The organism is Vibrio sp. SCSIO 43135, from assembly GCF_023716665.1.
GTDB lineage: Bacteria > Pseudomonadota > Gammaproteobacteria > Enterobacterales > Vibrionaceae > Vibrio > Vibrio paucivorans.
Genome location: NZ_CP071859.1, coordinates 1,548,790 through 1,572,826, shown reverse-complemented (window position 1 = coordinate 1,572,826; position 24,037 = coordinate 1,548,790). Strand labels below are relative to the sequence as shown.

The following is a 24,037-nucleotide window of genomic DNA, read 5'->3' as shown; positions in this document are numbered from 1 at the left end:
ATTTAAACATCTATGAAATCAGTTACTCACAGAACTTCTAACTTTAGAAACTTATTGTTTTGGTCAGTTGTTAGCCTAAAGCGCCCTTTTACGCCAATTTGGCTAAGAAAAGGTCTAAACCGGGTTGCGGGTAGTTGTAGCCTCAAACCATTGTCTGTAATGACTTGCACCTGGCTCGCTGCACCAGAGTAATGTACAACAAAATTTTGATAGCTGATGTTAAGACTGAAATAGTACTGGTTCATACTCTTACTGGAATTTTATACAGTGGTAATGAGGTGGTAGCTCGTGGCTACCACCTCTTTTATTGACTAAGACTCTAACGCTTTGTTTACTTTTTCGAACAGGTCTTTCGCAAGATTATCTAAAGACTGCAGAGACTCAAGTTCTTTCTTGATCAGAGATTGGCGCTCATCATCGTATTTACGGAATTTGAGCAGTGGGTCAATCAAGCGCGAAGCCACTTGAGGGTTACTGTTGTTAAGCTCCCTTAAGATCTCACCAGCAAATTGGTAGCCTGCTCCTGATTTAGCATGGAACTGAACCGGGTTCATATTTAGGAAAGCCCCAATCAAACTTCGTGTACGGTTCGGGTTCTTTAAGCTAAACGCCTCATGGTTCATGGTGTCTTTTATAATGCTTAAAACATCATCTGCTGGGTTGGTACCTTGCAGCGCAAACCACTTATCCATGACTAATCCATCATGCTTCCACTTCTCGCTGTAATCATCCATCAATGTACTACGGCAAGGGAGTTTCGCACTGTTGGCTGCATTCATAGCAGCAATCGTGTCAGTCATATTGTTAGCTTTTTGATACTGGGCTTGCGCGTACTGATTACCTTCAGATGTGAATGCCAGATATGACAAACAAATGTTGCGTAATGCGCGTTTACCAATCGCTGCATGCTCAATTGTGTAGCTCTCTTGGGCATGGTGGTTGTAAACCGCTTTAAGCTCATCTTCAAGTGCTTCAGCTATGTTCACTTTTATTGTCTTCAATACCATTGCGATAGAATCTACGTCAACTTGCTTATACCAACCAGATACTTCGTTGTGACTTGGCAGCGCCATCATCTCAGCAATGAATGCTGGTTCCAAGGATTCACTGAGCAGTACGCCTCTAAATGCATCGATGACGGATTCAGCAAGCTCTATTGACTCACCATTTTGTACGCGAGAAACATTACTCTTAATGTATTTCGCCAATAACATTTGCCCAGCATCCCAACGAGCAAATTCGTTTTTCGCATGGACCATCAAGAAAATAAGCTCATCGTCAGAATATCCGTAGTCGAGAACCACAGGTGCCGAGAACTCTCTCAACATTGAAGGCACTGGCTTTTCTTGAACATTTTCAAAAATGAATGTTTGCTCAGACTGAGTCACATTAAGAACGTTATCGAGTTGCTGGCCATTAGATTGAAGCGCGATGACTTGGCCTTTGGAGTCATACAGCTCAACATCAAATGGAATATGAAGGGCTTGCTTCTCAGATTGGTCTTGAGTTGCTTCTGTATGTTGGCTCACTTTAAGTGTATATGTATTTGCTTCAGAGTCGTATTGGCTGGATACCGATAACGTTGGTGTTCCTGATTGGCTGTACCAAAGGCGGAACTGAGCTAAATCAACACCAGAAGCATCTTCCATTGCTGAAACAAAATCTTCGCAAGTCGCTGCCGTTCCATCATGGCGTTCAAAATAAAGTTTCATGCCTTTTTGGAAACCTTCCTCACCAAGAAGCGTGTGCATCATTCGAATAACTTCACTGCCCTTTTCGTAGACAGTCAATGTATAGAAGTTATTCATTTCAATCACTTTTTCAGGACGAATTGGGTGTGACATCGGGCTCGCGTCTTCAGCAAACTGAGGACCACGAATAATGCGTACATTATTAATTCGATTTACGGCACGTGAACCCAAATCAGAAGAGAATTCCTGATCACGGAAAACAGTTAACCCTTCCTTAAGGCTAAGCTGAAACCAATCACGGCAAGTAACTCGGTTACCCGTCCAGTTGTGGAAATACTCGTGCCCAATCACAGCTTCAATACCAAGGTAGTCGGTATCTGTTGCCGTTTGTTCATTGGCTAACACGTACTTAGAGTTAAATACGTTCAAGCCTTTATTTTCCATTGCACCCATGTTGAAGAAATCAACGGCTACAATCATGTAAATATCTAAATCGTATTCGAGTCCAAATCGCTCTTCATCCCATTTCATGGAGTTGATTAAAGACACCATTGCATGATTTGCTCGATCAAGATTTCCCTTGTCGACAAAGATCTCTAACTCTACGTCTCGTCCAGATTGTGTTTTGTATTGATCGCGTAAGACATCAAAATCACCTGCCACCAATGCAAACAGGTACGCTGGTTTAGGATGCGGATCTTGCCATTGAACCCAATGACGACCATCTGTTAAATCACCTTCAGCCACTCGATTTCCGTTACTTAGCAAATATGGATATTGCTGCTTATCGGCAATCACCTTCGTAGTGTATTTCGCTAAGACATCGGGACGGTCTAGGTAGTATGTAATTCTTCGGAAACCTTCTGCTTCACACTGAGTACAGAATGCTCCACCAGATTTATACAAGCCTTCCAAAGCCGTGTTCGCTTCAGGATTAACCAACGTTTCTATTGATAACTCAAACTGCTCAGGCAGATCTTTGATCTCTAGCTTAGAATCAAGCAAAGTATAATTTGCCCAGTCTGTTCCATTCACTTTCAGAGACTTTAGTTCGATACTTTCTCCATCTAGAACTAGCGCATTCTGCTCGCCTAATTGCTTTACTGTAGAAATAGCAGTCACAGTTGTGGCTTGATCATATAAGTCGAAGGTTAGATCTATTTCTGAAATACTGTGCGACGGAGTTTGATAATCTTTGCGGTACTTGGCCGTAGGAGTTTGAGCCATTGTCTTGATCCTTTTGACGAGAGATAAGAGTGAAATATCACTTTATGATTTAACGGTTACGATACAACTCCTAAATACAAAATACGAGGTATTTGCCTTAAATACCTCGTATAAGTGCTGAATTAATAAACAATAAATATACAATCAGCTAATTCAGATAGACTGGTCAGTTAATCGTTTCATCGGATTCGATTGAGTACGGCAAACATGCCGCCACCTTCCTCTTCAAGGGTTAACCGGTCATTTTGCAGCGTGTAAGTTGTGTTGTGCTCACCATTTTCATAAAGCAGTACCAAGTTATTGCCCTCTGTATAGTAGACACCTTTATGTACTGCCTCTTCTCCATCACTATTACTCACCCTAAACAAAAAGACAAAATCTGGCTGCAATACCAAGTCCATCTGGCTCACATTGCTAGCAAGCAAATCGTCGCCAGACAAAGACTCACTCGACCACATACCCGCCAGTGCATTTGGTAACGCTTTGGTAAACGTAACACCGTTCATATTTAGTAAATTGTGGTTGCCTTCGTAGTTATAGACCTGAGGTTGAGAGGTATTCAGTCCTAGAATAATGGTATCTTCGTTTGCAGCGTAGAGCCCTTCCCAATGGTCGACACTGTAATCTTTCTTCTGAATATCTATTTGAAATGAATAATTGGAATTTAGAGTAAGTTTAATCGCTACAAAATTCTCAGAGGAGTTTTCCGGATCTGGATTAATCAAATACCAATCGCCAAGAAGAAATGGCAGATCAAACTGTGTTAAATCGGCACTGTTCGATTTATCAGTGTCTTTAGTAGCCTCTTCGACTACGGTATTGCTTGATACTGTAAAGCTGAAACAAGCGAGTATTATTACCATCCATTTCATAGCGCACTCCTCACTTTTTTCTTTAAGCTTAGGATTGCTTTCACAATAACGCGAAATTTTTGATCTAAATCACGTTATTTAATGTCATAAAAAAAGCGAACCCTTTCGAGTTCGCTTTAAATTACACTGTAAATTGGCTGGTTAGTTGAGCATATCAACCATGATGGCAACCGACTCGTCTAAGTACGCATCAGGTACCTCATAGTCTTTTGGCACATCATCTAATGACTTAAACTCTTTTGCATTTTCGGCTTTCTGACGCTGATTGATCCGCGCAAGACGTTTGGCGTCTGCCTCATCACTTTCAGCCTTACGAGTTTTCTCATTGAGAGAAATCGTATTCTCGTCTTTTTCTGCCTTGTACTTCGCAATGTCGTCGCGGATAAAACCAAATTCCATGTCGTTGGCGATACGAGCTTGATGCTTCGTTGTTAGTTGCTGAATCAGTTCTTCATTACTTTTCAGCGGGCTAAACTTCGCTTGATCTATGCGATCCCAAGGGAGTGCGTTATCTTCAACACTTTCACCTGTTTCGCTAGGTTCAATTGGCGTTGGGAATGGAATGTCAGGAACCACACCTCGGTTTTGCGTACTGCCACCATCAATTCGATAGAACTTCTGAATCGTGTACTGCACGTAACCTAACTCTTTATCAAACAAATCATAGATGTGATTCAAAGAGCGATGCTGTTGAACAGTCCCCTTACCGAAAGAGTTTTCACCTAGAATAATCGCACGACCATAGTCTTGCATCGCTGCGGCGAAAATTTCTGATGCTGATGCACTATAGCGATTCACTAGAACCGTTAACGGCCCCTGGTAAGAGATCTTGCCATCTGTGTCACTGTTTACATTAACTCGGCCGTAGCTATCACGAACTTGGACAACCGGGCCACTTTCAATAAACAAACCTGATAAAGATGTTGCTTCAGTTAACGCACCACCACCGTTGTTACGAAGATCGACGATGATACCGTCAACTTCTTTCTCTTTCAGTTCAGTGATTAACTTGTCAGTGTCTTTAGACAATCCGACATAGAAGCTAGGAACTTCTAAAACACCAATCTTCTTGCCATCTTTTTCAATGAGCTCAGACTTAACTGCACGATCTTCTAAACGAATTTTGTCTCGGACAATTGTGACAACGTGACTTTTCACATCATTACCATCAGGCAAGATTTGTAGCTTAACTTTCGTGCCCTTAGGCCCTTTAATTAGCTGAACCACGTCGTCTAAGCGCCAACCAATAACGTCAACAATTTCTTTGCCATCTTGGCCAACACCTACGATGCGGTCACCTTCACCGAGTTGCTTACTTTTTGAAGCTGGACCACCAGCGACCAAAGAGCGAATCACGGTGTAGTCATCCGTCATTTGGAGAACGGCACCAATACCTTCTAAAGACAAGTTCATCTCAGACTGGAATTGCTCTGCATTACGTGGTGATAAATAACTCGTGTGCGGATCAACTTCTCGGGCAAATGCATTCATGTACAGCTGAAACGCATCTTCGTTATGAGTTTGGCTAATGCGCTTAATCGCGTTGTTGTATCGCTTACCAAGCACGTCTTTAATTTCAGGCCACTCTTTACCCGTTAGTTTTAGATTCAGCGCATCGTATTTTACGCGCTTTCTCCATAGCTCATCCACTTCGTCTTGGTTTTTCGGCCAAGCAGCTTCTGAGCGATCTAACTCTATCGTTTCATCGATATCGAAAGACATCTCTTCGTCAAGCAAGGATAACGCGTACTTAAAACGCTCATAACGTTTCTGAATCGAAAGGTTGTAAACGTCAAAAGCAATTTGGTTGTTACCCGCTTTTAATTGGTCATCAATACCGACCGACCATTTTTGAAATGAATCGATATCTGCTTGGGTGAAGATATTACGATTGTAATCCAGCATTTCGATATAACGGTCGAAAATAGCTTGAGAGAACTGATCGTTGAGAGTGAAGTGTTTGTAATGAGAACGAGTAAAGCGTGATGTGATCCGCTTGCTTGCGGTTTCATGCTGAACTTCTGGAGCGAGAACCGGTAAGTCCTCTTTGGTAAGTTTGGCTTCTAGAGCCTGAGCTGATGAAGCTGCCAGCCAAAGGCTAGCAGCTATCAGAGTCAATCTTGAACGGCATTTCATGCGTAGGAGTGTCTCCTTTATGCGCGTAAGTGCTCCGCTTTCACAACCATTTGCAGGCCGTTTGCTAGTTGAACACGCACATCTTCCTTATTTACTTCAACAATGGTCGCAGCCATGTTTCCTTTGCCCATATTCACATTTACTTGATTACCAACAGTAACTTCGTCGGCATTCAGAGCACGTGTTTCAACTGGCTTACTTGGAGCTTTTTGTGTTTTAGGCTGAGCACGACGAGCTTGAGGTTTTTTCGCCTTAGGCTTGTTTGCTTTCGCTTCTTCACGGTTTTTCTGTGCTTGCTCTTTACGACGAGCTTGTACACGAGCTTTGCTTTCTGCTAGTGCAGTTTTAGCATGCTCAACATGTTCTTCTTCTAACTCACCACATGCGTTGCCATCTAGATCCACACGAGTGGCACCAGGTTTAACGCCGTGTAGGTAACGCCAAGATGACGTGTATTGTCTTAACGCTGCACGAAGTTGAGTCTTACTTACTTTTTCATCTTCGCTAAGACGCTCAGCAAGATCTTGAAAAATACCAATTTTCAGAGGTTTTGCTTCACCTTCTAAAGTAAAGCACTTAGGGAAACATTCAGCAATGTATGCGATAACTTCTTTGCTGTTTTTTAACTTTTCAGTGTTTTCCATGAGGATTCCTGGTTGTTGCGGTTAGCTTGTCCGCAGGCATTAAGATAAATATTTCAGGTATTATAGTGACCTGCAAGCGAAAAACCACAGTAAAGAGTCATTTTATGCTTTGTTAGTATGCGAATTAAGCAGCTTTTCTACTTCAACCATTAAAAATGTCAAACCTTGCTCGTCAATCTCGCTAAATCGACCAATATTTGGGCTATCTATATCAAGTACCCCCGCGACTTCTCCCCCAATTGAGAAAGGGATTACTAATTCGGAGTTACTCGCAGCATCACAAGCAATATGCCCCTCAAACTCATGTACATCGTAAATACGCTGAACAGTGTTCGTAGCGACAGCTGTTCCACACACACCACGCCCAACCGGAATACGCACACACGCAGGTTTTCCTTGAAATGGACCTAACACCAGCTCCCCTTCTTTCATTAGATAGAAACCAACCCAGTTTAGTTCCTCTAATTCCATGTTGAGAAGTGCCGATAAGTTAGAAAGATTAGCAACTAGATCGGTTTCAGATTCCAAAAGCGCAACTGCTTGTTTGGTTAGTCGGTGGTAATGTTCTATTTTCATTATTACTTCCATTTGAAAATTAGAGACATACATCATCGTTATCCGTACAATGCCCACAAAATACAAATAGGATGCATTCTCATCAAAATGTTCGATTCAAGTGATACTATTAGCCGCTCTTGGCTTCTAAAACAAGTAAAAAAGCACAAGTCTAAGCTTCTGTTTGCTAATGCTATAGCCATACTCGCCACACTAATTAGTGTCCCTATCCCATTATTAATGCCTCTAATGGTTGATGAAGTGCTTTTAAACCAGCCTGGCACTGGGCTTGAGTACATGAATATGCTGTTGCCAGATTCGGTTCAAACTCCTACTGGTTATATTGCCTTAACTCTATTGCTCGTTATCTTAATGCGTACCGTAAGCCAAGGTTTGAACATACTCCAAGGCAGGCAGTTCACCCTTGTATCCAAAACTATTACCTACAAAATGCGAACGAAAATGCTAGATAAGCTCGGCCGCATTAGTATTAAGCAGTACGAGACTCAAGGAAGCGGCGGTATTAACGCCCATCTCATTACCGACATAGAAACGATCGATCAATTCATTGGCAGTACACTGTCTAAGTTCATCATTAGCCTACTCACAGTGCTCGGTACCGCAATTGTACTTCTATGGCTCGAATGGCGCCTAGGGCTGTTTATTTTGTTGGTAAACCCAGTTGTTATCTACTTTTCTCGTAAACTGGGTAGCCGTGTAAAGCACCTTAAAAAAAGAGAAAATCAATCTTTTGAAAGGTTTCAGAATCGCTTAGTTGAAACACTGGATGGCATCTATCAACTCCGTGCAGCTAACAAAGAGCGCGAGTTTCTAAGGGAGCTGAAAGGCCAAGCCGACCAGATCCGTGTTGATGCTGACAAATATGCTTGGCAATCAGAAGCTGCAGGCCGTCTATCATTTCTATTGTTCCTGCTTGGCTTCGAGTTGTTCCGCGCTGTGGCTATGCTAATGGTGCTGTTCAGTGACCTGACGATAGGCCAAATCTTTGCAGTCTTTGGCTACCTTTGGTTTATGCTTGGGCCAGTACAAGAATTGTTAGGGATTCAATTTTCTTGGTATAGCGCCAAAGCAGCTCTAAACCGTATTAATACCCTTCTCACTCTTGAAGAAGAGTATCGCCCAGTAAGTAAAGTCAATCCATTCACTTCTGATCGAGAAGTCGAAGTCAGAGTCGAGAATGTCAATTTTTCCTACAATAATGAAAGTCAGGTACTTAACGACTTGAGCCTTATTATCCCAGCAGGGAAAAAAGTCGCGTTGGTAGGTGCAAGTGGTGGTGGTAAGTCGACACTCATACAGTTGCTGATAGGCGTTTATCGCCAGAGCTCAGGCATCATTCGTTTCAATGGAGAATCATCTGACGACATAAGTTTTGATGTCATTCGTGAGCAAATCGCCGTTGTTTTACAACAACCTATACTCTTTAACGATAGCTTAAGGCATAATCTGACCCTCGGCGGCGACTACGATGACATGTCACTTTGGCGTGCTCTAGAAGTTGCTCAAATGCATGATGTTATTTCTCAGCTTAGTGACGGACTTGAAACTCAAATCGGTCGAAGTGGAATTCGCCTTTCGGGTGGGCAACGCCAACGGCTAGCAATTGCTAGGATGGTATTAACCGATCCTAAGTTTGTTATTTTGGACGAAGCAACATCTGCATTAGATACTGCTACGGAGTCAGCACTTCATAAAGCCCTGACTGAGTTCCTTAAAGGAAGAACGACATTGATTGTCGCTCACAGGCTTTCAGCAGTAAAACAAGCCGACATGATTTATGTGTTAGAAGATGGACAGGTTAGCCAAACAGGGACACATGGAGAACTGGTTGAACAAGAAGGTTTATATCAAACATTATATGGAACTTTGCAGTCGAACGCTTAATAGTGACCCTGTAACTAGCATCAATAGGTTGTGCCGTGTCTTGTAAGCACATGGAAGCACATCAGGCGCAATCTTCACATGTCCGGCTTTGTCAGGGCTGTGAGCTCCCCGTCGATGTTATCGAAATTAAAGATGGCAAAAGCGCCTATTGCCCACGATGTGGTACTCAACTGTATCGTGGCGGCAAACCCTCATTATCAGGAAACCTCGCAGTAGCTATAACCTGCCTACTTCTTTTTATTCCGTCTCATTTCTTCGACTTTATTAGTATCAGACTTGTAGGAGTGATGATTCCCGCCACTTTGCCTTCAGGCGTTATCATTATGATGCAAGAAGGCTTTGTTGCTTTGGCACTACTGATTCTGTTCTGTAGCTCTATCGCCCCACTGCTCGTCTGTACCTCAGTTGTTGGTGCGCATTTAAGCCTGCATTTCAAGTCATTTACTGGATTACGATACTCTCTAACGACGATTCAACACCTTAAACACTGGGTAATGATTGACGTCTTCCTTGTTAGCGTCGCGGTGTCTTGTTTCAAGCTTCAGGATTATTCCGACATTTTTGTTGGCCCGGGCTTATTCGGATTGATTCTGCTACAAATCTTTACCGTTTTGTTGATCAGCCGAGTCAGTGTTCGTCGCTATTGGGAAATGTGGGACCCAGAGCGCAACCATGCGTTCTCAGTAAAAGAGATTCATTGCCACAATTGTCACCTGTCTCAACCTAATGGTGAACGTTGTGTTCGATGTCACCAACCAATCCACCACAAAACGCCTAGATCAATTCAGAAGACTTGGGCTTATCTGATTGCTGCTAGTATTGCCATCGTTCCAGCAAACGTCATTCCGATTTCGATTCTTATCACTAACGGGCAGCGCTTAGAAGACACCATTTTGTCGGGTGTAGCGTCGTTGGTGAATACTGAGCAAGAAGGCATTGCCTTAATTATATTCGTCGCAAGTATTGTCGTACCTGTCGCCAAAATTTTGGGATTAGGCTACATCTTACTTGCGATTCGCTTTAAGCGAGCAGTCTACCACCGCCAACGCATGTTTATTTACTTCGCAGTCCGCTGGATTGGCAAGTGGTCAGTTATGGACTTGTTCGTAATTTCTATCATGCTCACACTGGTTGATCGTGGGCAGATTTTGAATTTTACTCCAGGTTACGGCGCCGTCGCATTTGGCTTAGTCGTCGTATTTACTATGCTTGCAGCAGAGAGTTTAGACCCAAGGTTTATCTGGTCTAATTATCGCGAGCCTTCTAAGGATGAGTTAATTAATGAGTGACGAGTTATCCCCTCAAACTTCCTATTCACCGAAAGTGAAACGCAATCGTGGTATTTCGCCACTGTGGATATTGCCTATTCTCACTATGTTGCTCGCCGGTTGGTTAGTCGCAAAGGCAATCCATGATGCAGGACAGAGGATTCAAATCTATTTCTCTAACGCTCAAGGACTGGTCGCTGGTAGAACAACCATACGATATCAAGGCCTAGAGGTCGGTATGGTGCGCGACATTACGCTGTCTAAAAACTTGGGCAGTATATACGTGGATGCCGACATATACCCTGAAGCGACAAAATTACTATCTGAAGACACTCGCTTTTGGTTGGTCAAACCAACCGCTAGCCTTTCCGGGATATCTGGTTTAGACGCTCTCGTATCAGGTAACTATATTGCGATACAACCTAGCGATAGTGGTGCGGAGTTCGAGACTAAGTTTACTGCTTTAGAAAGCGCCCCGCCCGACTTGTTGGCGGATAAAGGCCTAAATATCACTCTTCGTGCTCGCGACTTGGGTGGAATTTCGATTGGCTCTCAAATTGTTTACAAAAAAATCCCGATTGGTGAAGTATACAACTACCAGTTAGACAGCAACGCCAAAAACGTCATCATCCAAGCGTCGATCAAAGACGAATATCGCAAAATCATTACCGACGAAAGCCGTTTTTGGAATGTAAGCGGTATCGGTGCAAATATCGGGTTTGATGGCGTGGATGTCCACCTAGAAAGCTTAAGCGCATTAATTGGTGGGTCTATAGCAGTAGATTCTCCAGATGGAGGGCAACCTGTTGCGGATAATACCCAATTTCGATTATATCGAGACCTCAAAACGGCAGGTCGTGGTATTCCTATTCAAATCGTTTTACCAGATGACAGCAAGATCAGTGCTTCTGGAGCCCCTATTGTCTATCGCGGCATTGAGATCGGCCAAGTGACCAACGTAAGGTTAAGTGAAGGCCGTGAAGACATTGTCGCTTCTGCCGCAATCCAACCTGTATTCAGCGATATGCTTACGACGCAGAGCCGGTTTGTCCTAGAAGAGGCTAAGGTTTCCCTATCAGGTGTGGAAAACATCGCCAACCTTGTCAAAGGTAACTTCTTAACTTTAGTACCTGGTGACGGTGATCGTTCTCGACACTTTACAGCCGTTCGCAAAAATGAATTCAACGAACAGCAAGAACGTTCTGTTGCGATTACTCTTGTTTCGGATAATTCATTTGGATTGGACGTGGGCGCTAATATTTTATACCGAGGGATTCCAGTCGGTTCGATCACTCAAGTTAGCCTTGTGAACGACTCGGTTCACCTTTCAGCGTTGATTGATAACACCTATTCCGAATTAATTAAATCAAACAACCGTTTTTACGTAACGGGCAGCGCTACCGCAGAACTTACTGAATCCGGCCTGAGTATTTCTGTACCACCCGCCAAGCAACTTCTTACAGGTTCCATTAGCTTTGTAAGCGAAGGTTCTAACAATGCCCAAGAAAGTTACTCACTTTATGCGAGTAAATCACTTGCCGAGTTAGCCAAGTATAATCAATCAGGCTCCATGAAAATCTCAATGTTTGCCAACGAACTGCCTCCAATTTCAAAAGGTAGCCCGCTTCTATATCGAAACCTACAGGTGGGAAGTATCTCCGATTTCGAACTGAGAGATGGTGGCGTACTCATCCATGCGACTATTGAGAATCAGTACAAGCACCTTATCACCGAACAATCGGTATTTTGGAATCGTTCAGGTGTTGAAGTCGATGCGTCGTTAAGTGGCATCAGTGTCAAAGCAGCACCACTCAAAACTCTAGTTCAAGGTGGTATTGCCTTTGACTCACTGGCTGGAGTGGAAAACAAAATCAATAAGCACTGGAAGCTATACAAAGACTTCCAAGACGCCCGAAAATTTGGCCATGTGATTACTCTTACCGCTGACACCGCCAACAATGCCGCTGTTGGTACCACTATCAAATACAACGGTGTTCAAGTAGGTGAAGTAACTCTTGTCGCGCCAGATTTCAACAGTGACAAAGTACAGATAAAAGTACGTATTCTCCCTGAATACGCACAAAAAATCGCGAAACAAGGAAGTCATTTTTGGGTCGCTAAACCAGAGATAGGGCTATCGGGTGTGCGCAACTTAGAGAACATCATTAGCCCTACAATTAATGTGACCCCAGGCAAAGGAAAGCCTCATTATGAGTTTGCCCTAACAGACGCACCAGCTAAGGAAATGGGCACGGTATTCAGTTTACAGAGTGAAACTCGAGGCTCAATTAAAGTGGGTACACCAATTTTGTTCCGTGACATGACCGTCGGACAAGTGACCGATGTTAAGCTTGGTGAGTTTTCAGATCGCGTCATTTCAACCATTGTGATTGATAGCGAGTATGCCTATTTAGTGCGTTCAAATAGTATTTTCTGGAATACCTCAGGGCTTGATGTTTCCATTGGCTTATCAGGGGCGAATATCCGCTCTGGTACAATAGACAGCATAGTCAAAGGCGGCATTACTTTCGCCACACCAGAGGAAAAACAACTACAGCCACCAGCTCAGCCAGAACAGTCCTTCTACCTGTATGCGACTGCTCAAGACGACTGGAAAAAGTGGCGAACCCCAATTCCTCGGCCATAGCACAGTCTCAAAGTAAGAAAAATGCAGCTTTACGCTGCATTTTTTTATATTTATTGTTTATCTCCGCTATAATCCCGCGATAAACAAAGACCACCGAGATTCTCCCTTGCATTCAAACATTACACTCCCAGCTGAATTTCTTAGTGAGATGGAAGCCATTATGCCCTCTCATCTCAATATGGAAGATTTCGTCGCAGCCTGTCAGCGCCCTCTGCGCAAAAGTATCCGTGTGAATACGCTTAAAATTAGCGTCGAAGAGTTTAAAACACGTGCAAATGATAAGGGCTGGATACTTGAAGCTGTACCTTGGTGCCCTACTGGATTCTGGATTGAGGCTGATGAGTCAACCGTTCCATTAGGCAATACCGCAGAACATATGGCTGGGCTATTCTATATCCAAGAAGCCAGTTCCATGATGCCTGTATCAGCACTGTTTGAAGACGACAGTATCATTTACGATTCCGTTCTTGATATGGCAGCGGCTCCAGGCTCAAAAACCACCCAAATCGCTGCTCTGATGAAAAATGACGGCGTACTGGTTGCAAATGAGTTCTCCGCCAGTCGGGTGAAAGTACTGCATGCCAATATAGAGCGGTGTGGCGTTAGAAATACTGCACTAAGCAACTTTGATGGGCGCGTTTTTGGTGGTTGGCTACCGGAACAATTCGATGCCGTATTGATCGATGCGCCATGTTCTGGTGAAGGCACTATCCGCAAAGATGCGGATGCCATGAAGAACTGGAGTAAAGCTTCCGTTCTGTCTATCTCTAATACGCAAAAAGATCTCATTGAAAGTGCCTTTCACGCTCTGAAGCCGGGTGGTTCTCTTGTCTACTCTACTTGCACACTCAGCGTTGAAGAAAACCAGCACGTTTGCCTACATTTGAAAGAAACGTTCGGCGATAACGTAGAATTTGAAACTCTGGAAAACCTATTTGATAAAGCAGAGCTCTCAATTACAAAAGAAGGCTTTCTACATATATTCCCTCAAACATACGATTGCGAAGGATTCTTTGTCGCTAAGATTAAGAAGACGGGCTCAGTACCTGCTCCAACCGTTAAGAAGCGACTAGGCAAATTTCCGTTTGAAAAAGCGCCCGCTAAAACTCAGAAAGACATTGCTGAGCAACTATTTAAGGCACTAGGGGTATCTCTGCCAAAAGATAGCTCTGTTTGGATTAGAGATAAAGACGTTTGGCTATTCCCAAACAACCTAGAACCTATGCTTGGCGAGCTGCGTTTCTCTCGTATGGGAATCAAAATCGCCGAGAGTTTTAATAAAGGCTACCGTTGGCAACACCAAGTCGCTACCGCCTTGGCGTCAGGAAATGAAAGCCAATCCATAGCACTTTCTGTTGATGATGCTCGTGAGTGGTTCATGGGTAGAGATGTACGTCCAGAGGGACTTAGCGGCAAAGGTGAAGTGCTAGTAAAACTGGGTAACGATGTGATTGGACTAGGGAAATGGGTTGGAAACAGAATTAAGAATGGCCTTCCTAGAGAGCTAGTCAGAGATAAAAATCTATTCTGACACCTAAGACTATAGTATGAAATTCTATAGATTAGTCGCCTAGACGCTATGATGAACTACAATAGAGGTATACAGCTATTGTAGTTCTGAGATTAGCGCAGGCTCTTCAAGAGCCCTTCCCCTTGGCCCAATACAGGAAGTGTTGGGCCACTTTTTTAGGTGTGCAGTCTAAACAAATTGCGGCTATTTCTTTAAACGGATACCATCAGCTTCCATTGTGATTTTGCCCAGTTTGAACAAGCCACCAATCGTTTTCTTAAAGGTGCCTTTACTGGTTCTAAATGCCGTAAAGATAGCCTCTGGCGACGATTTATCGTTCAGTGGTAAGAAACCCTCTTTCTTTTCCAACAAATCCAGTATTTTCGAGCTAAGATCATCCATCTTCGCGGTGCCAATCTTCTGTAGCGACAAGTTTATTTTGCCGTCATCGCGAACATTTTTAATAAACCCTTTCAACTGTTTACCAATGAAAAGCTTACCGAACACGTCAGATGGAAAAATCATTCCCCAATGCGTCCCATTTACAATCGCTTTGTAACCTAGGTCGCTTTTCTCTGCAATGATCAAATCTACTTGCTGGTTTTGCTTATAGTTCGCTGGCGTTTTATCTAATAGCTTATTGAATTTAGTGGTACCAACAATTCGCCCGGACGCTTTATCTGTGTAAACATACACAAGAATGTTCTGCCCCTCACGTAGACGACCACGCTGCTCACTGTATGGGACTAGCAAGTCTTTCTCTTTGATTCCCCAACTTACGAAAGCACCGGTGCTATTGACACCTTCAACTTTCATCATTCCCCATTCACCCACTTTGGCAATCGGTGATTCTGTAGTCGCTGCAAGTTGATTATCTGAATCAAAGTAAAGAAATACGTCGATGTACTGGCCGATTTCGACACCTTCTGGTACATGTCTGTTAGGCAATAATGTGGTCCCAAAGTCATCCGCATCTAAAAAAATGCCGAAATCAGCCCGCTTTACAATTTCCAAGCGGTTCATCTGACCAACTTTAATCATTTCATCTGTCTCTTTTTAAATTTACGGAGATTATAACCAAACTCTGTTATTCTTTCCGTAAATCTACAAAGAAATTTAACTTTATTATCAGGAGCATTTCTTGGTCTCGGTCGACAAACAAGACGCTATAACTCTAAAAATTTCCCATGCGATGGCAGCGACCAAAAAGTCCGATTTAGATATTTACCTTTTTGTCCCTGGCGAACTCGGATTAACCCCCGAAGTCATGAGCGAAAGTGCCTTTTATTACAGCTCAATTCATCAAAAACGGGCCTATTTCAGTGACAAAACGCTATTGCCACTCGTCCATAGCCGACTCGCCAAACGCGGCCGACTTTCTACGACTCAATACCGAGTAAGTTTGAGTTTGTTTGCTTACCAATACGTAATTGCCCTAGACAAAGCTGTCGCAGAGCTGAACAAGCATGAAAAAGACGTCATCACGACAGAAGAAGTTGACGAAGTTATCGAGCTAGCACTCGATATTTTGAAACGACTGCGCCGAGCAATTCCATTTGAAGAGAGCTTAAAGCGTTACTACGCGAACATAGATAATTATTTATCTTGGTATACCGGCCAAAAGTTTCTCTCTTTAATCGCCCATATGCCTCGTGAAGGTGATTACAAAACCTTAAAAGAGCGCTTACTTGCTATCGTAGAGAAAGAAACCGCACATCGAAAGCTCAACAACTATAACTCAAAGAAAGTACGTGACGACGTAACGAGGATGAGTAACAAAATGCGCCTGTTACGCCGTTTGATCGAGCACCCTATCGTACTTAATGAGAAGGTGACTTCGCTGGGCAAAAACATGAAGCGAGCAGTAAAAGGCATCGCGACCGGCTTAGTGATGGTATTCGTTACAATTACAGCAATCATGGCACGCGATTATTGGGGGGAAATCACCGCCTCATTTATTATTGCGATGTCTTTTTTGTATGCCTTACGAGAAATCTTCAAAGATGACTTGCGCGATGTTTTATGGAGAGTGATCCGCAAAGGGAAACCTAAATGGCGACGCCGTTACATCGACCCGACAACAAATAAAGCAGTCGGACAAAAGCTCGAATGGCTTGACTATACTTCATTGAGCAAGCTCCCCGATCGCATTACTCAAATCCGTAAAAAACGTGTCGTTCAGCGTGAAGAACAAGTTTTGCACTATCGTTCTGAAACTGAAATGACAACGTCGCGGTTTATGAGTGGCTACGAAGAGACACGAGAAACGCTTCAAGTTAACATGCGTGCGCTAACGCGCCTGATGGATAAGCGCTCTAACAAGATTTATCAACACAACAACGGCCAAGTGACCAAAGAATCGGTAGAGAAAAGACATTTGCTCAACATGATTGTTAAGGAAGACAACCATAAAGGTGAAGTCAACTTTTATCGATGGAAGATCATCCTCAATCGAAGCAAAATCGTGGCTATTGAACAAATAGAGCTCGCTGAAACCACCTTGCCTAGAGCCGCTTTAGAGACAGAGTAAGCATAAATTCCGCCATCGCCTCGTTACCGTGTAACTCAGGGCAGATGGCGGTAATCTTAACCGCCCTATTCACACGTTCGCCAGTAGCGATGGTTTCATCCAACATCTCATCAATCAGTTCACCATCATGACAAACGAAATGAACATCCGATTCAGGTCGTTTTAAAAACTGCCCTTCAACGGCTTTGAACGCCAATGAGATTTTCTCACCTCGCTTTTGAGCTTTGCTCATCGCCATAAAGCCACCTGCTACATCTGCACCTACGGCTAATACACCAAAATACATACTGTTCAGATGATTCTTAGTACGACGTTTCAAAGGGATTTTGATTTCGACCGCTTGCTCGTCCAAACGAAGAATTTTAGGGCGCGATAGCCAGATAAAAGGAACTTTGAAAAAGCCAAACATATTGAGATAAAAGTTTGCTTTCTGTAGTGGTGACAACATGAAACAACCTATGAGCTGCAAAAGTAGTCAGACCAGTTCATATAAAACATGAGTAGATGTCAACATTTCGTTAACAAACAAGAGACTCGGCGCAGAAAAGCGCCGAGTAAGAGTGAAATTTCTGTGTACTAAAACTGATTACGCTAAAGACATATTAAGCGCCAGTTACAGCGGCTACGTTGCGATGCTCCAACAAGTACTCTTGTACTTTAGGGCTCGATTCTAAACCATGCGATACGACAAGTGACGGCTTCTTAGCATGTGCTGCTGCGGATACCGTAATGTCCAATAGCTGAATAACTGATTCATTCTCGGGATCGAAGCTTTGTTCAAGTTCTGCTGATGTTCTATCAATTCCCAATGTAAATTGCGCTAAGTTGTCTAGGTTGATCACTACACCATCGAAATAGTGAAGCAGACGTTCAGCCAGTAATGCAGATGACGGCACATCAACAGAGAATAGTACGCGTAACCCATTCAAACCACGTGGTAGGCCTTGCTCAGCCAGCTTATCGATAATTGTCGCTGCGTCTGCAAGTGTTCTAACAAAAGGAACGACAACTTCGACGTTTATACCTTGCTCACGTAGCACTTTGATCACCTGACACTCTAGCGCAAAAGCAGGGTTGTATGCTTCTGACGCATAGCGAATCACGCCTCGGCTGCCTAATGCAGGGTTAACTTCATCCGATTCTACCTTCCCTCCTATTAAGGCAGAAAAACCTGCACTATCGGTATTGCTTAGACAAACACGTACTGCTTGGTGAGATGGTTGGATAGATGCAGATAATTCGGCAACTAATACCGACACAAAATGCTCAGCTACATCATTGCCGCCCAATATTGCCTCTAACGAAGACGCTTCTATAGCAGATAGGGAGTCTTGCACTTGTGAGATTGATGGATGATAAAACACCTTCTCAGCAATCAAATCCGCTATCGAAATATAGACATGTGGTCCCGCCATTTCCTGCTCAGATGAAGGAATTGAATCACCTAATATGAGTTCTGGATGCAAACGGTTGTTATTATCGAGATTCATTACTGCTCCGTGTCAAAATTATAATCGTCTTTGTAAACGAAAATACCATTGGCAGCACGTAATACAAGCCCAATCGAGCATATTTAGCTCATTGAACTGCATAAATTTTTAATCTAGCCGCTATGATAAGAGAAGTTTATTGATAAGGAGTTTATTCCTCTGCTCAATTCCGTTATCTTTAGCGCTTCGCAATAAAAAGTACAGGCTTTCGCATGCCATTAAAAACAGATGAATTAAGAACACAACCACTGGGACCAATGCCAACACCTGCAGAGTTAGGTGGCGCGCACCCAATTACTGATGATGTAGCGCAGCGAATAGCTCAGTCGCGTAGACAAATTGAAAGTATTTTAACCGGAGAAGACGATCGCCTTCTTGTTATTGTTGGTCCGTGCTCTGTACACGATACTGATGCAGCATTGGACTACGCGGGTAAACTCGCGGCCATTCAGGAGCAATACAAAGACCAGCTATTTGTGGTCATGCGTACCTACTTCGAAAAGCCTCGAACTGTTGTTGGCTGGAAAGGCCTAATTACGGATCCAAATCTAGACGGCTCATATGCATTAGAAACAGGTTTAAACAAAGCGCGTAAACTGCTACTTGATATCAACAAACTTGGCCTTGCAACAGCGACTGAGTTTTTGGATATGATTACGGGCCAATACATTGCTGACCTAATCACTTGGGGCGCAATTGGTGCTCGTACAACTGAATCTCAAATCCACCGTGAAATGGCTTCTGCTCTTTCTTGCCCTGTTGGATTTAAGAACGGTACGAACGGCAACATCAAAATCGCAATCGACGCAATTCGCGCATCAAAAGCATCACACTATTTCTACTCTCCAGACAAGAATGGACGAATGACGGTTTACCGCACAAGTGGCAACCCGTATGGACATGTCATCCTGCGTGGAGGAGACACTGGTCCAAACTACGATGCGCAATCTGTTGAAGCAGCATGTAAGCAACTAGAACAGTTCGACCTGCCACAGAAACTTGTCGTCGACTTCAGCCACGCTAATTGCGAAAAGCAACATCGTAAGCAGTTAGAAGTGACTAAAGATGTGTGTGAGCAAATTAAATCAGGCAAAGGCTATATTGCAGGCATCATGGCAGAAAGTTTTATCATCGAAGGCAATCAGCCGATGTGTGATTTAGATAACTTAACTTATGGTCAATCGATTACCGATCCTTGCTTAGGATGGGAAGACACGGTAGAAATGCTTGATATGTTAGCCGACGCTGTAAAAGCTCGCCAATAAAGGATACGAGGACCAAAAATGCCTTCTTTTGATATTGTTTCTGAAATTGATACGGTTGAACTGCGTAACGCAGTAGACAACGCTTCACGTGAATTGTCGACTCGCTTCGACTTTCGCGGCGTAACAGCAAGTTTTGAAGTCACTAAAGACGAATCCGTAAAACTAAGTTGTGAGAGTGATTTTCAGCTCAAGCAGATGCGCGATATTCTACGCGGCAACTTGACCAAACGCGGTGTAGACGTCAATGCGATGGAATCTCAAAATGCTGAGCAAACTGGTAAAAACTGGCATCAGAACGTTTTGTTTAAGCAAGGGGTTGATGCAGCCACAGCCAAGAAGATCGTAAAGACAATCAAAGATGCCAAAATTAAGGTACAAGCCGCTATTCAAGGCGAAAAAGTACGCGTAACAGGTAAAAAGCGCGATGACTTGCAACAAGTTATGGCGTTGGTGAAGTCTGCCGAATTGGGCCAACCTTTCCAATTTGAAAATTTCCGTGACTAATCACGCTGCCTAATTAGCATTAAACACAAAAATCCCGCTAATAAAGCGGGATTTTTATTGTCTCAAAGTCAATTCAATATCAGCTACAAGACTTCAGCAAGCTTCAAATAAGCATCATTGTTTATCAATAAGGTAAAGTCACTCTTATTTGACGGAACAAATACAACAATTCTTAAGTTCTCTTTTCTCGCTTTAGTCAGCATATCCGACAGCTCAACCGCATCTTTAAAGCTTTTGCGCTCTGCGTCCCTTCGAGATAAGTCTACAAAGTCAAATGGGCAATGCTGCTCATGAAGAACGATTTCAGCTTTCTGCATCAGACGCAGAGCTTTAAGAGACAAACGCTCAACATCGTCACCATATTCCAACCAACTGCAACTGCCTTCACTTTCCAGTTTAGTGTTGAGTGCTTGTTGGTAAAGTGCCTCGAGAGCCTCGCGCGAGACTGCATTTTCGACTTCAGGGTTACGTAGAAATTGCTCCCAGAACTTTCTTCTTAGAGTTACATTCGGTAACGCTTCTTTTATCGAGTTGCGTTTCGAAGCACCAAAGTCAGCGAGCAGCGACAAGTTTTGCGGAAGAACCGTTTCTAGCAATTCTCGAATATTGCGAACGAGTACAGGAGAAGCGCCACCACTTGATATGGCGAGCTGAATACGCCCCCGATTGATCATAGAGGGAGTTATAAAATCGCAATACGGAAGATCATCAACCACATTAACTAATAGCCCAAGAGATTTGGCATCTTTATGTACTTTATGGTTGAGCTCTGGATTGTCGGTCGTCGCCCAAACCTGAACAAAGCACTTATCAAGTAAATCACTTGAATAAAAGTTTTGTACCCATGTACAGCGCTTATTGTCAACCAACTCTCTTAGGTATGGCTCGATATTTGGAGACACAATAGTGACCTGTGCACCAGCCCGAATCAATGAGTCGACTTTACGGCTCGCGACTTCACCGCCACCAACAACCAGAACTGGCTTATTGGACAAATCCATAAAAAGCGGAAAATACTGCATCTACGTCCCTAGTTAATTCAAAACACTATCAATAACATGCTACCAAAATTGGGGCACCACGATCATCTATTTATTCGTATCAATACAATTATTCACCAAAATTAATACGATCTTTAGTCAATACTTCCAACACAACTACCCATTATAAAATGTTACACAAGTGTTAATTATTAATTTTATCGATAAATCCTTTTGCCCCAATAGTGTGAACTGTTGCACTATTTACATTCGCGTAACATTTCGTCATTCTAATTACAGTTTGGGTTTGTGAGTTCCATCAAAAATCTTTTTAAATTATACATTTGAGAAAACACAAATCCTTACCTACGCTTATAAATGGTTGATTTAGTTGATTGTTACTAATCACCAAGTTGACCGACAAATTATAAAACACAACATTTATGAGTAAGTTGTATCAGGGGTCACCTGGTTTAACACGGATCATACAGGAAGGATACAAATGGCAAATAAACTAACAATTCTTGCTTCAGTCGTAGCTGCATCTACTGCAATGATGGCAACATCTGCATCAGCAGCAGAAAGCACCCTGGACAAAGTAACAAAACAAGGCTTTTTAACTTGTGGTGTAAGTACTGGTCTGCCAGGGTTCTCTAACCCTAACTCTAAAGGCGAATGGGAAGGAATCGATGTTGAGTATTGTCAAGCTCTAGCAGCAGCGGTTCTTGGCGACAAAACGAAAGTTAAATATGTTCCGCTAACAGCGAAAGAGCGTTTTACAGCCCTACAATCTGGCGAGATTGACGTTCTATCTCGTAACACCACTTGGACACTTCACCGTGATACTGCACTAGGCCTAAACTTCGTAGGCGTTAACTACTACGATGGTCAAGGTTTCATGGTTAAGAAAGATCTTGGTATTTCAAGCGCTAAAGAGCTCGACGGCGCATCTGTTTGTGTTCAGTCTGGTACAACAACCGAGCTAAACCTAGCAGATTACTTCCGTAACCAAGGCATGGCATACAAGCCGGTTGTATTTGATACAGCAGCGCAAACTTCAAAAGGTTTCGATGCCGGTCGTTGTGACGTACTAACAACTGACCAATCAGGTCTATATGCACTTCGCCTTAACTTGAAAGATCCTTCATCAGCAGTCGTACTTCCAGAAATCATTTCTAAAGAGCCACTAGGCCCAGTTGTACGCCAAGATGATGACAAGTGGTTTAACGTTGCTAAGTGGACACTTAACGCAATGATTAACGCAGAAGAGTACGGCATTACTTCGAAGAATGCCGACGAAATGCTTAAATCAAAAGATCCAAACGTTAAGCGTATCTTAGGTGTTGATGGCCCTAAAGGTAAAGGCCTAGGCATTCGTGACGATTGGGGCTATCAAGTAGTGAAACAAGTTGGTAACTACGGTGAAAGCTTCGAGCGCACTGTTGGTACTGGCTCTCCGCTACAAATTTCACGAGGTGTTAACGCACTGTGGAATGCTGGTGGCTTCATGTACGCGCCACCAATCCGTTAATTAAGCAACATCTAAATAAAAATTGGGCGGTTTAGGCCGCCCTTTTTGTAAAATGGATTTGAGGTTATAGCTGTATGAAACCTACTAATACTGTTGCTTCTCAGGCTGATAACGGATCAGCCAAAAGCACAAGCCTTATATACAATCCCACCTTTCGATCTGTCGTTTTTCAAATCATTGCGATTTTAGCGCTGATCTTTTTCTTCTACACCATTGTTAATAACGCCCTTACAAACCTAGACGCTCGTGGTATCGCCACTGGTTTTGGTTTCCTTGATCAAGAAGCTGGCTTTGGGATTGGCCTTACGCTCATTGAATACGATGAAACCTACTCTTACGGACGTACTTTCGTTATCGGCCTACTCAATACTGCCCTAGTATCTTTCCTAGGTATTATTCTGGCTACCGTTATTGGTTTCGTGATGGGTGTCGCTCGCTTATCATCTAACTGGTTAGTTAGTCGACTCGCTGCGGTTTACATTGAGATTTTCCGAAACGTACCCCTACTTTTACAAATCTTTTTCTGGTACTTCGCAGTTTTGCAGGCACTCCCGTCTCCAAGACAAAGTATGAGTCTCGGTGAAGCTGTTTTCCTAAATGTTCGTGGACTTTATTTCCCTGCTCCTGTTTTTGAACAAGGCAGTGGGATAGTCATCGCTGCATTGGTTTTCGGTATTATCGCTTCTATCGTCATTAATATCTGGGCGAATAATAAGCAAAGACTGACCGGTCAACAGACTCCTATGGGACGTATTATTCTTGGATTATGCGTTGGCCTACCGGTTGTCGTTTATTTCTTAATGGGTTCACCTATTAGTGCAGAAATGCCAGAACTGAAAGGATTTAACTTCCGCGGCGGTATAAGCATTATTCCAGAGTTAGCAGCATTGTTGCTCGCACTGTCTATCTATACTGCATCATTTATCGCGGAGATTGTTCGATCTGGTATTAATGCGGTAAGCCATGGCCAAACTGAAGCGGCAATGAGCCTGGGTTTACCCCGCTCAAGAACGCTGAAACTGGTCGTGATTCCGCAAGCCTTGCGAATCATTATTCCTCCACTAACGAGCCAATACTTAAACCTGACCAAAAACTCGTCTTTGGCGATGGCAATTGGTTACCCTGATTTGGTATCTGTATTTGCAGGAACAACGCTTAACCAAACCGGTCAAGCAATAGAAATTATCGCTATGACGATGGGGGTTTATCTAACGCTGAGCTTGCTAACTTCAGCATTGATGAACGTTTATAACCGTAAAGTAGCCTTGGTGGAGAGATAACG

19 protein-coding genes are annotated in these 24,037 nt (G+C 43.2%); 9 read left to right on the top strand and 10 right to left on the bottom strand.

Annotated features, from left to right (window positions below):
* Positions 1 to 26: 26 nt before the first annotated feature.
* From J4N42_RS07115 to msrC, 6 genes are all read right to left on the bottom strand, one after another.
* Positions 27 to 245 (bottom strand): DUF2835 domain-containing protein, encoded by a 219-nt coding sequence (locus J4N42_RS07115; protein WP_252030733.1) that lies wholly within the window; start codon positions 243 to 245, stop codon positions 27 to 29.
* Between the two features lie 66 nt (positions 246 to 311).
* The gene (gene pepN / locus J4N42_RS07110; RefSeq protein ID WP_252030731.1) at positions 312 to 2,918 is read right to left on the bottom strand and encodes an aminopeptidase N; all 2,607 of its coding nucleotides are present in this window, start codon (positions 2,916 to 2,918) and stop codon (positions 312 to 314) included.
* 179 nt (positions 2,919 to 3,097) lie between these two features.
* On the bottom strand, positions 3,098 to 3,790 hold the full coding sequence (locus tag J4N42_RS07105; protein WP_252030730.1) for a hypothetical protein: 693 nt from the start codon (positions 3,788 to 3,790) through the stop codon (positions 3,098 to 3,100).
* 141 nt (positions 3,791 to 3,931) lie between these two features.
* The gene (gene prc, locus J4N42_RS07100; RefSeq protein ID WP_252030729.1) at positions 3,932 to 5,926 is read right to left on the bottom strand and encodes a carboxy terminal-processing peptidase; all 1,995 of its coding nucleotides are present in this window, start codon (positions 5,924 to 5,926) and stop codon (positions 3,932 to 3,934) included.
* 17 nt (positions 5,927 to 5,943) lie between these two features.
* Positions 5,944 to 6,570, bottom strand: a complete 627-nt coding sequence (gene proQ / locus J4N42_RS07095; RefSeq protein ID WP_252030728.1) for an RNA chaperone ProQ — start codon at positions 6,568 to 6,570, stop codon at positions 5,944 to 5,946.
* Positions 6,571 to 6,672: 102 nt separating this feature from the next.
* A complete protein-coding gene (msrC, locus tag J4N42_RS07090; RefSeq protein WP_252030727.1) occupies positions 6,673 to 7,146 on the bottom strand; it encodes a free L-methionine (R)-S-oxide reductase MsrC in 474 nt (157 codons plus the stop codon).
* An 87-nt stretch (positions 7,147 to 7,233) separates the two neighbouring features.
* On the opposite strand from msrC, the gene J4N42_RS07085 reads away from it, so the two are divergent.
* From J4N42_RS07085 to rsmF, 4 genes are all read left to right on the top strand, one after another.
* On the top strand, positions 7,234 to 9,030 hold the full coding sequence (locus J4N42_RS07085) for an ABC transporter ATP-binding protein (RefSeq protein ID WP_252030726.1): 1,797 nt from the start codon (positions 7,234 to 7,236) through the stop codon (positions 9,028 to 9,030).
* A gap of 50 nt (positions 9,031 to 9,080) precedes the next feature.
* The gene (locus tag J4N42_RS07080) at positions 9,081 to 10,319 is read left to right on the top strand and encodes a paraquat-inducible protein A (protein WP_252030798.1); all 1,239 of its coding nucleotides are present in this window, start codon (positions 9,081 to 9,083) and stop codon (positions 10,317 to 10,319) included.
* Positions 10,312 to 12,945 carry an MlaD family protein gene (locus tag J4N42_RS07075; protein WP_252030725.1) on the top strand — a complete coding sequence of 878 codons (2,634 nt, stop codon included), beginning with the start codon at positions 10,312 to 10,314 and terminating at the stop codon, positions 12,943 to 12,945. Before J4N42_RS07080 ends, J4N42_RS07075 begins: the two co-directional genes overlap by 8 nt.
* A gap of 106 nt (positions 12,946 to 13,051) precedes the next feature.
* A complete protein-coding gene (gene rsmF, locus J4N42_RS07070; protein WP_252030724.1) occupies positions 13,052 to 14,476 on the top strand; it encodes a 16S rRNA (cytosine(1407)-C(5))-methyltransferase RsmF in 1,425 nt (474 codons plus the stop codon).
* A gap of 183 nt (positions 14,477 to 14,659) precedes the next feature.
* On the opposite strand, the gene J4N42_RS07065 is transcribed toward rsmF, so the two are convergent.
* Positions 14,660 to 15,496 carry a CvfB family protein gene (locus J4N42_RS07065; protein WP_252030722.1) on the bottom strand — a complete coding sequence of 279 codons (837 nt, stop codon included), beginning with the start codon at positions 15,494 to 15,496 and terminating at the stop codon, positions 14,660 to 14,662.
* A 100-nt stretch (positions 15,497 to 15,596) separates the two neighbouring features.
* Between J4N42_RS07065 and J4N42_RS07060 the strand changes: the two genes are divergently transcribed.
* Positions 15,597 to 16,985 carry a hypothetical protein gene (locus J4N42_RS07060; protein WP_252030721.1) on the top strand — a complete coding sequence of 463 codons (1,389 nt, stop codon included), beginning with the start codon at positions 15,597 to 15,599 and terminating at the stop codon, positions 16,983 to 16,985.
* Here the strand turns inward: J4N42_RS07060 and J4N42_RS07055 are convergent.
* The gene (locus J4N42_RS07055) at positions 16,960 to 17,433 is read right to left on the bottom strand and encodes a PaaI family thioesterase (RefSeq protein ID WP_252030720.1); all 474 of its coding nucleotides are present in this window, start codon (positions 17,431 to 17,433) and stop codon (positions 16,960 to 16,962) included. The two genes, J4N42_RS07060 and J4N42_RS07055, sit on opposite strands and share 26 nt — an antisense overlap.
* A 154-nt stretch (positions 17,434 to 17,587) precedes the next feature.
* The gene (locus J4N42_RS07050; RefSeq protein WP_252030719.1) at positions 17,588 to 18,475 is read right to left on the bottom strand and encodes a putative PEP-binding protein; all 888 of its coding nucleotides are present in this window, start codon (positions 18,473 to 18,475) and stop codon (positions 17,588 to 17,590) included.
* Between the two features lie 212 nt (positions 18,476 to 18,687).
* Here J4N42_RS07050 and J4N42_RS07045 point away from each other — a divergent pair, with 212 nt between their 5' ends.
* Together J4N42_RS07045 and J4N42_RS07040 are read left to right on the top strand one after the other, a co-directional pair.
* Positions 18,688 to 19,740 carry a 3-deoxy-7-phosphoheptulonate synthase gene (locus J4N42_RS07045; protein WP_252030718.1) on the top strand — a complete coding sequence of 351 codons (1,053 nt, stop codon included), beginning with the start codon at positions 18,688 to 18,690 and terminating at the stop codon, positions 19,738 to 19,740.
* A gap of 18 nt (positions 19,741 to 19,758) precedes the next feature.
* Positions 19,759 to 20,244 carry a YajQ family cyclic di-GMP-binding protein gene (locus tag J4N42_RS07040; RefSeq protein WP_252030717.1) on the top strand — a complete coding sequence of 162 codons (486 nt, stop codon included), beginning with the start codon at positions 19,759 to 19,761 and terminating at the stop codon, positions 20,242 to 20,244.
* A gap of 83 nt (positions 20,245 to 20,327) precedes the next feature.
* Here the strand turns inward: J4N42_RS07040 and J4N42_RS07035 are convergent, their stop codons facing one another.
* A complete protein-coding gene (locus J4N42_RS07035) occupies positions 20,328 to 21,266 on the bottom strand; it encodes an NAD(P)-dependent oxidoreductase (RefSeq protein ID WP_252030716.1) in 939 nt (312 codons plus the stop codon).
* Between the two features lie 460 nt (positions 21,267 to 21,726).
* On the opposite strand from J4N42_RS07035, the gene J4N42_RS07030 reads away from it, so the two are divergent.
* Positions 21,727 to 22,755, top strand: coding sequence for an amino acid ABC transporter substrate-binding protein (locus tag J4N42_RS07030; protein ID WP_252030714.1), 1,029 nt, complete (start codon positions 21,727 to 21,729; stop codon positions 22,753 to 22,755).
* A gap of 74 nt (positions 22,756 to 22,829) precedes the next feature.
* Positions 22,830 to 24,035: an amino acid ABC transporter permease gene (locus J4N42_RS07025; protein WP_252030713.1), complete on the top strand. Its 1,206-nt coding sequence runs from the start codon at positions 22,830 to 22,832 to the stop codon at positions 24,033 to 24,035.
* Positions 24,036 to 24,037: the final 2 nt, after the last annotated feature.

What these genes read in the sequence shown, in the direction of transcription:
- J4N42_RS07115 (WP_252030733.1), bottom strand. Translation starts at nt 245, where the DNA reads ATGAACCAGTACTATTTCAGTCTTAACATCAGCTATCAAAATTTTGTT.
- pepN (WP_252030731.1), bottom strand. Translation starts at nt 2,918, where the DNA reads ATGGCTCAAACTCCTACGGCCAAGTACCGCAAAGATTATCAAACTCCG.
- J4N42_RS07105 (WP_252030730.1), bottom strand. Translation starts at nt 3,790, where the DNA reads ATGAAATGGATGGTAATAATACTCGCTTGTTTCAGCTTTACAGTATCA.
- prc (WP_252030729.1), bottom strand. Translation starts at nt 5,926, where the DNA reads ATGAAATGCCGTTCAAGATTGACTCTGATAGCTGCTAGCCTTTGGCTG.
- proQ (WP_252030728.1), bottom strand. Translation starts at nt 6,570, where the DNA reads ATGGAAAACACTGAAAAGTTAAAAAACAGCAAAGAAGTTATCGCATAC.
- msrC (WP_252030727.1), bottom strand. Translation starts at nt 7,146, where the DNA reads ATGAAAATAGAACATTACCACCGACTAACCAAACAAGCAGTTGCGCTT.
- J4N42_RS07085 (WP_252030726.1), top strand. Translation starts at nt 7,234, where the DNA reads ATGTTCGATTCAAGTGATACTATTAGCCGCTCTTGGCTTCTAAAACAA.
- J4N42_RS07080 (WP_252030798.1), top strand. Translation starts at nt 9,081, where the DNA reads ATGGAAGCACATCAGGCGCAATCTTCACATGTCCGGCTTTGTCAGGGC.
- J4N42_RS07075 (WP_252030725.1), top strand. Translation starts at nt 10,312, where the DNA reads ATGAGTGACGAGTTATCCCCTCAAACTTCCTATTCACCGAAAGTGAAA.
- J4N42_RS07065 (WP_252030722.1), bottom strand. Translation starts at nt 15,496, where the DNA reads ATGATTAAAGTTGGTCAGATGAACCGCTTGGAAATTGTAAAGCGGGCT.
- J4N42_RS07055 (WP_252030720.1), bottom strand. Translation starts at nt 17,433, where the DNA reads ATGTTGTCACCACTACAGAAAGCAAACTTTTATCTCAATATGTTTGGC.
- J4N42_RS07050 (WP_252030719.1), bottom strand. Translation starts at nt 18,475, where the DNA reads ATGAATCTCGATAATAACAACCGTTTGCATCCAGAACTCATATTAGGT.
- J4N42_RS07045 (WP_252030718.1), top strand. Translation starts at nt 18,688, where the DNA reads ATGCCATTAAAAACAGATGAATTAAGAACACAACCACTGGGACCAATG.
- J4N42_RS07040 (WP_252030717.1), top strand. Translation starts at nt 19,759, where the DNA reads ATGCCTTCTTTTGATATTGTTTCTGAAATTGATACGGTTGAACTGCGT.
- J4N42_RS07035 (WP_252030716.1), bottom strand. Translation starts at nt 21,266, where the DNA reads ATGCAGTATTTTCCGCTTTTTATGGATTTGTCCAATAAGCCAGTTCTG.
- J4N42_RS07030 (WP_252030714.1), top strand. Translation starts at nt 21,727, where the DNA reads ATGGCAAATAAACTAACAATTCTTGCTTCAGTCGTAGCTGCATCTACT.
- J4N42_RS07025 (WP_252030713.1), top strand. Translation starts at nt 22,830, where the DNA reads ATGAAACCTACTAATACTGTTGCTTCTCAGGCTGATAACGGATCAGCC.